Genomic DNA, 209 nt, shown 5'->3' with positions numbered 1-209 from the left:
CTTGTAGCACAAGAAACATTGGCTGCAGGTACAACTGACGTTGACTTCTATAATGCGAAAGTAACGACAGCTCGTTTCTACTTCAAGAAGATTCTTCCACGTGTTCGCTCACACGTTGACGTGATTGCTGGTGGCGTAGAACCGTTACTTGCATTAGATGCAGAGCACTTTGCATTCTAAGTAGTTAATAACTAATTCGATATTCGAAA

Annotated in this window: 1 protein-coding gene; it reads left to right on the top strand. The window is 41.6% G+C overall.

From position 1 onward, the window contains the following. Positions 1–180: acyl-CoA dehydrogenase C-terminal domain-containing protein (locus RRF55_RS29380; protein WP_439419510.1), on the top strand; the 180-nt coding region annotated here is incomplete at its 5' end. Between the last annotated feature and the right edge of the window lie 29 nt (positions 181–209).

It is taken from the genome of Klebsiella sp. K47 (assembly GCF_051858335.1).
Classification (GTDB): Bacteria; Pseudomonadota; Gammaproteobacteria; order Enterobacterales; family Enterobacteriaceae; genus Klebsiella; species Klebsiella pneumoniae.
Note: the sequence above shows the minus strand (reverse complement) of the source record. Positions and strands in the feature narration are given on the sequence as shown.